The sequence below is a fragment of the Methylobacterium nigriterrae genome (assembly GCF_037106235.1).
Taxonomy (GTDB): domain Bacteria; phylum Pseudomonadota; class Alphaproteobacteria; order Rhizobiales; family Beijerinckiaceae; genus Methylobacterium; species Methylobacterium nigriterrae.
The window spans coordinates 1-6,129 of sequence record NZ_JBAWTG010000196.1 but is presented as its reverse complement, the minus strand read 5'-3'; the positions used below and the strand labels follow the sequence as shown (position 1 = coordinate 6,129).

Genomic DNA, 6,129 nt, shown 5'->3' with positions numbered 1-6,129 from the left:
GACGCGCGCCATCGCGGAAGCGTGGTCGTCCCGCGGGGTCACCTGCAACGCGATCGCGCCGGGCTTCTTCCCGACACCGCTTACGCGCGCGGTGTTCGAGAATGCCGAGATTGCCGCCCGCAACGCCGCGCAGACAGCGGCGGGACGCAATGGCGAACTGGAGGACCTCTACGGAGCTGCCGTGTTCCTGGCCTCGAACGCCTCCGCCTACGTCACCGGCCAAACCCTGGCGGTGGATGGCGGCTTCACAGCCAAATGAGAAGCTTGCGATGAAAGCCCTCGTCTATATCGGTCCGAACGCGCTGGAGCTGCAGGAGCAGCCCGTGCCAGTTCCAAGGCCAGGAGAATTGCTCGTGCGGGTTGAAGCCGTTGGTATTTGCGGCTCCGACATGCACGCCTATCACGGGCATGACGCGCGCCGGCCCGCGCCCCTCGTCCTGGGGCACGAGGCGGCCGGCCGCATCGCCGCTGGTCCACGCGAGGGCGAGCGCGTCACCGTCAATCCCCTCGTCACCTGCGGCGCGTGCCCCGCCTGCGAGACCGGCCGATCCCACCTCTGCCCGAACCGGCAGATTCTCTCGATGCCGCCGCGTCCCGGCGCCTTTGCTGAGTATGTGTGTGTCCCCGAGGGGAACCTCATGACGGTTACCGACAGCCTGCCGGCTGCAAAAGCTGCTTTGGCCGAGCCGCTAGCGGTTTCCTACCACGCGGTGAACCAGGGCGCCCGGCTGCTCGGTCGGCCATTGACCGGGGCGGATTGTCTCGTCCTCGGCGGCGGCGCGATCGGACTCGGCTGCGCCTTGGTGCTGGCCATGCAGGGTGTCCGAACGATCGCTCTCGCCGAGCCGAATGCGGCCAGGCGCGAAGCGATTACGAGCAGCGTGGCAGGCATCCGCTGTTTTGCACCTGGCGAGGAGGGCGATCTTGGTGAGGGGAGCGTCGACCTGATCTTCGACGCGGTCGGCAGTCAGGGAACCCGGGCATCGGCAAGCCGTGCGATCCGACCGGGCGGTGTTATCGTACATATTGGCCTTCTGCCCGGCTCGGAAGGCTTCGACATCCGCAAGATCACCTTACAAGAGATCGTTGTGACGGGATCGTACTGCTACACGGCGCAAGAATTTCGAGACGTGGTTGCGGCGATGGCCTCAGGCCGTCTAGGTTCTCTCGACTGGGCTGAGGAGCGTGCTCTTACCGGCGGAGGGGACGCCTTCGCTGATATTGATGCTCATCGAGTTGGCGCCACAAAGGTTATCTTGAATTGCGTTTAATAATTCATTTCAATCCATTATCTGTCTGTGGCGTGTCGCTGGAGATTTAAAGGAAATTTTGGCGTTCGCGATAAACGTTGCGGCATTCGGAGTGCTGACGCTAGAGAATTTGCCGATCTTGTTCGTCATTTACTGCTTCGTGTAACTGCCATCGCCAAGATCAGCTTCATCGGCAATAGCGTCCCGACTAAGCTCGCGGGCGAGTTCGACGGAGGGATGGCACGTGATGTGCTCGTCCGCCTGCAAGCGGAACGGGCAGGAGCTGCCTGAGCGCCTCCGCGGCCGGACCGGCTCTCCATGAGGATCCATGACGCCCGACTGCGACAGCCCAAATCCGGCCGGATAGCTGTCCCTACGAGAGGCTGCCGAAGTGCGCTACCGGCGCTACCCAGACCTTTGAGTTCGGCTGCTGCGGTGTCTGCTTAAGAGATGTCGTCTGGGCTGACTGGATACCCGCTTTGAGCGCGAAGCCGCTTGAACAGCGGGGAGACGAACGACCGATTTCGAGCATCGCGCAGGCAGGTTTAAATGGCTAGGTCGAGTCGAAACCTACCGCCTGCATATGTCGGAAAAACCGTCGCTTCCCTGATGGATCTGCGGCTTCTCATCGACGCACAGAACCAGCGCCCGGTCAGGTGGCGCGAGGTAGAGCTCCACCACATCGCGCACCTTCTCGACGAAAGCCGGATCAGAGGAGAGCTTGAGGGCCTGACCGGTTCCGTGCCGCCGCAGCAGGTGCTGCAGCCTGGCCCGTTCCCTCTCACTCAGTTCCAGAGCGACCGCCTGCGGTCCACGCGACAGGGCGCACCTCCTGGCTCGGTGCGTTCCAGTCTGCTCCCACGACCCGCAAATGCACTTACATTTCTAACTCAGGCACTAGGGACGGAACCGCAGCGCGCCGACCACGGCGGCAAAGGCCAGCGAACCGTGGCGGCTGTTCGTTCTCTGGCTCGGCCATCGTCCCCACCCCGTTCGAGCCCGAACCCGCTTACGACACGGCGCCCGGGTCAAAGCCGCCGCGTCACGAGCAGCGCGATGAAGGCGATCAGCAGGATGCCGCCGAGCGTGAAGCCGCCCGTGTAGTAGGCAGGCCCACCGTAGTAGGTGCCGCCGAACGCGCCGAGAGTGACCAGGACCAGGATGATCGCGGGGAGCGACATAGTGTGTCCTCCAACTCCTGCACAATACCATCCTGAAGCAAGCGCAACTCGATGCGCTTGAGTTGGTCCTCAGCCGCCACCCGTTTCTCCACGAGCTCAGACCATTTGCTCCTGATCTCAGCCAGATCTTTCTCAACCCTGGTGTGGGGCGGGAAATGCTGCGTTCGTTAGAGTCGCTTGTGAAGGAAGAACCGCTTCTGCCCGATGGGGTGATCTTCGAGCATGCCGAATACCTCAAAGCCTAGCTTCTCGTAGAAGCCACGGGCTTGGAACTCGTAGGTGTCGAGCCAAACTCCGGTACAGCCGTTGGCTCGGGCGATGCCTTCCGCCTCGCTCATCAGGGTCTTGCCGTAGCTCCCGCCTCGATACTCCTCTGGGACGGCCAGAAGCTCCACAAAGAGCCAATCGTAAACGCACTTCCCCCACAGGCCGCCTATATGAGTGCCATGCTCATCTGTCAGCAATATAGCCACCGGACGGATACGCGGATCGCCAGCATGGGCGATGTTGTAGGCGCGCAGCGGCGCGATGATCGCGTCGCGATCAGCCTCGGATGGGTTCTCGGGTATAGTGATGCGGAGTGTCATAGGGCGAGCGTACCCGAACTTCGTTCCGCCCCGGAGTGCGTTCTTACAAAAGATCGAATTGCTTACAAACGCAGGCTACGCGATGGCTGCAGAGCAAACGGTCAGTGGCAAAGCGTTTCCCGGCATCCGGCGTTCATCAATTCACAGCCGCTCGAAGTTCCCGATCGGATAGCAGGAAAACGGTCGTTTTCCAGAACACAGGGCTGAGCGATCGCCGGCAGCCTCTGGCTGCCGCTTAGCTAGTGAAAAGCTTATTCATCTGATTGTTCGATTGAAATGAGCTGTTTAATGCATTGGACCAATGCATCAGTTGGCGGGATGATGGTCGGGACAAGAAAGGTCCGCCGATGCCTGTCGCCACCGCTCCCAGCACTCCACCCCGTACGTATCGCGTTACGAGCACGGCCGTTGCCAACTGGCTGCGGCGCATCCTGCCTGGGCTTGTTCTCTGTTTGGTGGTGACAGGCGCAGCCGTTGCCCTCGAGCATGTCGAGGTCGAGCTGTTCGGGCGCGCTTGGCTCGAAGGCCTGGTGCTCGCAATCCTGATCGGGACTGCCGTGCGCACGGCCTGGACCCCATCCGAGCGCTGGCGGGCAGGCATCGCGTTCTCGGCCAAGACGCTGCTCGAGATCGCTGTCGTGCTGCTCGGCGCGTCTTTGAGCGTGGCCACCATCCTCGCGGCCGGCCCTGGCCTTCTCGTCGGGATCGCTGCCGTCGTGGCCGTCGCCATCGCCGTCAGCTACAGCCTCGGCCGGGCGCTCGGTCTGCCGCGGCGCATGGCAGTGCTGGTCGCCTGCGGCAATTCGATCTGCGGCAACTCCGCTATCGCCGCGGTTGCCCCCGTGATTGGCGCGGACGGCGGGGACGTGGCGGCGTCCATCGCCTTCACCGCTGTGCTCGGCGTCCTCGTAGTGCTCGGCCTGCCCCTTCTCGTGCCACTCCTGCACCTCTCGCACATGCAGTACGGCGTGCTCGCGGGGCTGACCGTCTACGCCGTGCCGCAGGTGCTCGCCGCCACCCTGCCGGCCGGGCTCGTGGCCACGCAGATCGGCACGCTCGTTAAGCTCGTGCGCGTGCTGATGCTCGGTCCGGTAGTGCTCGTGCTCTCGATGCTGGCGAGCCGCCTGCGCGAGGAGACGGACGGGCCCGCGCCCCGCGTCACCGCTGGCGGCCGTCCTGCTAGGGGACGAGTCGCCATCCATCACCTCGTGCCCTGGTTCATTCTCGCCTTCCTCACCATGGCCGCCCTGCGCTCGCTCGGTCTGATCCCGCAGGTCGCGCTCGGCCCGATCGCAACTGTCGCGACGCTCCTGACGATTGTGTCCATGGCCGCCCTCGGCCTTGGCGTGGACGTGCGGGTCGTGGCCAGGGCCGGTGGTCGGGTTACCGCGGCGGTCACGCTCTCGCTCATCGCACTCGGCGGGGTCAGCTTCGGCCTCATCCACCTGCTTGGCATCGCCTGAGCAGATGCTATGGGCCGGACGGTCAAGGTGCCGGCAAAGCCGAAGCCCTTGCGCACCCGCGATCGTGGGGTCGGTCACGATGAAGAGCGTCGTAGCATCCTCCCGTTTCCGAGGAGTGGGATCGTGGCACGGACGCGGAGGAATGGGCTGAGGGAGCCGATTGGGGCCGGAAAGCTGCTCTCGAAGGCTTCAGTGTTTCCCCGGCGCGCCGGACTACTCGGCTAGTGTCCGTAACAACCCCGGGAGCCAGCAGCCTGCCCTTTTCCGCGCGCGTGGCCGGCATCCCTTTCTGCGCCATCGCCTTCGCGCCTAGGAGCCCTCGATCACCAGGCTCTAAGAAGCGAGGGTCTCAGCCCGTTAAAAGCCCGAACCGGACGGCAGGCTTGACGCTCCGGGCGAACGGCGGCGAGGTCAAGTCGATCTGATCCCGGCAGCCGATCATCACTAATGCCATATCTCGCCAGGGAAGCCGGCATGGAGCCGCCGCTTTCGCCCTGACCTTGCTGGCTTCCACCTTCCTCATGGGATCCAGCTTCGTCGCCGGGAAGGTGCTGCTGCAGGATGGCGTCCCAGCCCTGCTGCTCGTCGGCTGGCGCTTCCTCGTGGCGGCCGTGGCGACCCTGCCCCTCCTGTTGTTGAAAGACCGGCCGCGGGTGGCCCTGTTTCCACCGCAGGCAGGACTGCGGGATGGGGCGCTCGCGATTCTGATCGGCCTTCTGCAGACGACGGCCGTGACGGGGCTGCTGTTCCTCGCCATGCGCTCGGTGTCCGCTTCAACGGCTGCCATCCTGCTCTTCACCAATCCCATCTGGGTGGCCTTGCTCGGACGTGTGTTCCTCGGCGAGGCATTGTCGGCCGACAGGGTGGCCGGCCTCCTACTCGGCTTCGCTGGTGTCGTCCTGGCGCTCGGCATCGGGCCGGAACTGCTGTCCGGTGGCAGCGCTTCGCAGGCGAGTTGGTCGGCCTCGCCTCGGCGCTCTGCTGGGCAGTTTCGACGCTCGTGAATAAACGTGCGGGCTTGCCGATCGGACCATGGGCGCTGAGCTTCTGGCAGATGCTTGTAGGCTTGCTTGTCCTGCTCGGACTCGCCTACGGTCTGGGCCAACGCTGGCCGGCTGAGACTTCAGTGCCTCAATGGGGCTGGTTACTGTGGCTGGCGATCCCGGCCTCGACAGGATCGTTCGGCCTCTGGTTCACCGCCCTCGAGCGGGGCGGCGCGACCCGGACAAGCGGTTTTCTATTTCTGATGCCGCTGTTCACCGTCGTGCTCTCGTACTTCATCCAGGGTGCCAGCCTGACTTTGTCACAGGCTCTGGGTGGCCTCTTGACCGGCCTCGCGCTCTGGCTACTGAACCGAAATGCTCCGGCACACAGCCGGACAGAAGCCGTTGCAGACGCCACTGCCGAAGGTTAGCCTTAGCTGATCCGCTCCTGAGGTGCTTTGAGTCGACGGCTTCCATAACGTCCAATCCGCGCGAATGGGCCGGGATCGCGCGGCATTTTGATTTCCAGACACACAAACCTAACAGGTTGAAGTGTTTGGGAAACCGTCGGACACTGTTGGCGAATTCGACAGCTATGCCGTGAGGGCCTTGAAGCGTGAGGTGCGCGTGGGTGCCAGCGGACGCAGCGAGAACCAGGCAGCGAG

The 6,129-nt window shown here is 63.9% G+C and carries 7 protein-coding genes and 2 pseudogenes; 5 read left to right on the top strand and 4 right to left on the bottom strand.

What is annotated here, in order from left to right; translation table 11 throughout:
* Positions 1–259 (top strand): SDR family oxidoreductase (locus tag WDW90_RS33840; protein ID WP_336492069.1); only part of this gene is annotated, 259 nt, incomplete at its 5' end.
* Between the two features lie 10 nt (positions 260–269).
* Positions 270–1,271, top strand: coding sequence for a zinc-dependent alcohol dehydrogenase (locus WDW90_RS33835; RefSeq protein WP_336492068.1), 1,002 nt, complete (start codon positions 270–272; stop codon positions 1,269–1,271).
* Positions 1,272–1,862: 591 nt separating this feature from the next.
* On the opposite strand, the pseudogene WDW90_RS33830 reads toward WDW90_RS33835, so the two are convergent.
* From WDW90_RS33830 to WDW90_RS33815, 4 genes and pseudogenes are all read right to left on the bottom strand, one after another.
* A pseudogene (locus WDW90_RS33830) lies at positions 1,863–1,982 on the bottom strand (IS630 family transposase); the annotation flags it as partial.
* A 296-nt stretch (positions 1,983–2,278) separates the two neighbouring features.
* Positions 2,279–2,431, bottom strand: a complete 153-nt coding sequence (locus WDW90_RS33825; protein ID WP_336492067.1) for a DUF3309 domain-containing protein — start codon at positions 2,429–2,431, stop codon at positions 2,279–2,281.
* Between the two features lie 11 nt (positions 2,432–2,442).
* Positions 2,443–2,574, bottom strand: a pseudogene (locus WDW90_RS33820) (HlyD family type I secretion periplasmic adaptor subunit); the annotation flags it as partial.
* 24 nt (positions 2,575–2,598) lie between these two features.
* A complete protein-coding gene (locus tag WDW90_RS33815) occupies positions 2,599–3,018 on the bottom strand; it encodes a GNAT family N-acetyltransferase (RefSeq protein WP_336492066.1) in 420 nt (139 codons plus the stop codon).
* Positions 3,019–3,365: 347 nt separating this feature from the next.
* Here WDW90_RS33815 and WDW90_RS33810 point away from each other — a divergent pair, with 347 nt between their 5' ends.
* From WDW90_RS33810 to WDW90_RS33800, 3 genes are all read left to right on the top strand, one after another.
* On the top strand, positions 3,366–4,481 hold the full coding sequence (locus tag WDW90_RS33810; RefSeq protein ID WP_336492065.1) for a YeiH family protein: 1,116 nt from the start codon (positions 3,366–3,368) through the stop codon (positions 4,479–4,481).
* Positions 4,482–5,002: 521 nt separating this feature from the next.
* A complete protein-coding gene (locus tag WDW90_RS33805) occupies positions 5,003–5,485 on the top strand; it encodes a DMT family transporter (protein ID WP_336492064.1) in 483 nt (160 codons plus the stop codon).
* On the top strand, positions 5,437–5,895 hold the full coding sequence (locus WDW90_RS33800; RefSeq protein ID WP_336492063.1) for a DMT family transporter: 459 nt from the start codon (positions 5,437–5,439) through the stop codon (positions 5,893–5,895). The genes WDW90_RS33805 and WDW90_RS33800 overlap by 49 nt, the downstream gene beginning before the upstream one ends.
* Positions 5,896–6,129: the final 234 nt, after the last annotated feature.

Bases quoted from the DNA above. Each gene is read 5' to 3' on its own strand.
- WDW90_RS33835 (WP_336492068.1), top strand. From the start codon at position 270: ATGAAAGCCCTCGTCTATATCGGTCCGAACGCGCTGGAGCTGCAGGAG.
- WDW90_RS33825 (WP_336492067.1), bottom strand. From the start codon at position 2,431: ATGTCGCTCCCCGCGATCATCCTGGTCCTGGTCACTCTCGGCGCGTTC.
- WDW90_RS33815 (WP_336492066.1), bottom strand. From the start codon at position 3,018: ATGACACTCCGCATCACTATACCCGAGAACCCATCCGAGGCTGATCGC.
- WDW90_RS33810 (WP_336492065.1), top strand. From the start codon at position 3,366: ATGCCTGTCGCCACCGCTCCCAGCACTCCACCCCGTACGTATCGCGTT.
- WDW90_RS33805 (WP_336492064.1), top strand. From the start codon at position 5,003: ATGGGATCCAGCTTCGTCGCCGGGAAGGTGCTGCTGCAGGATGGCGTC.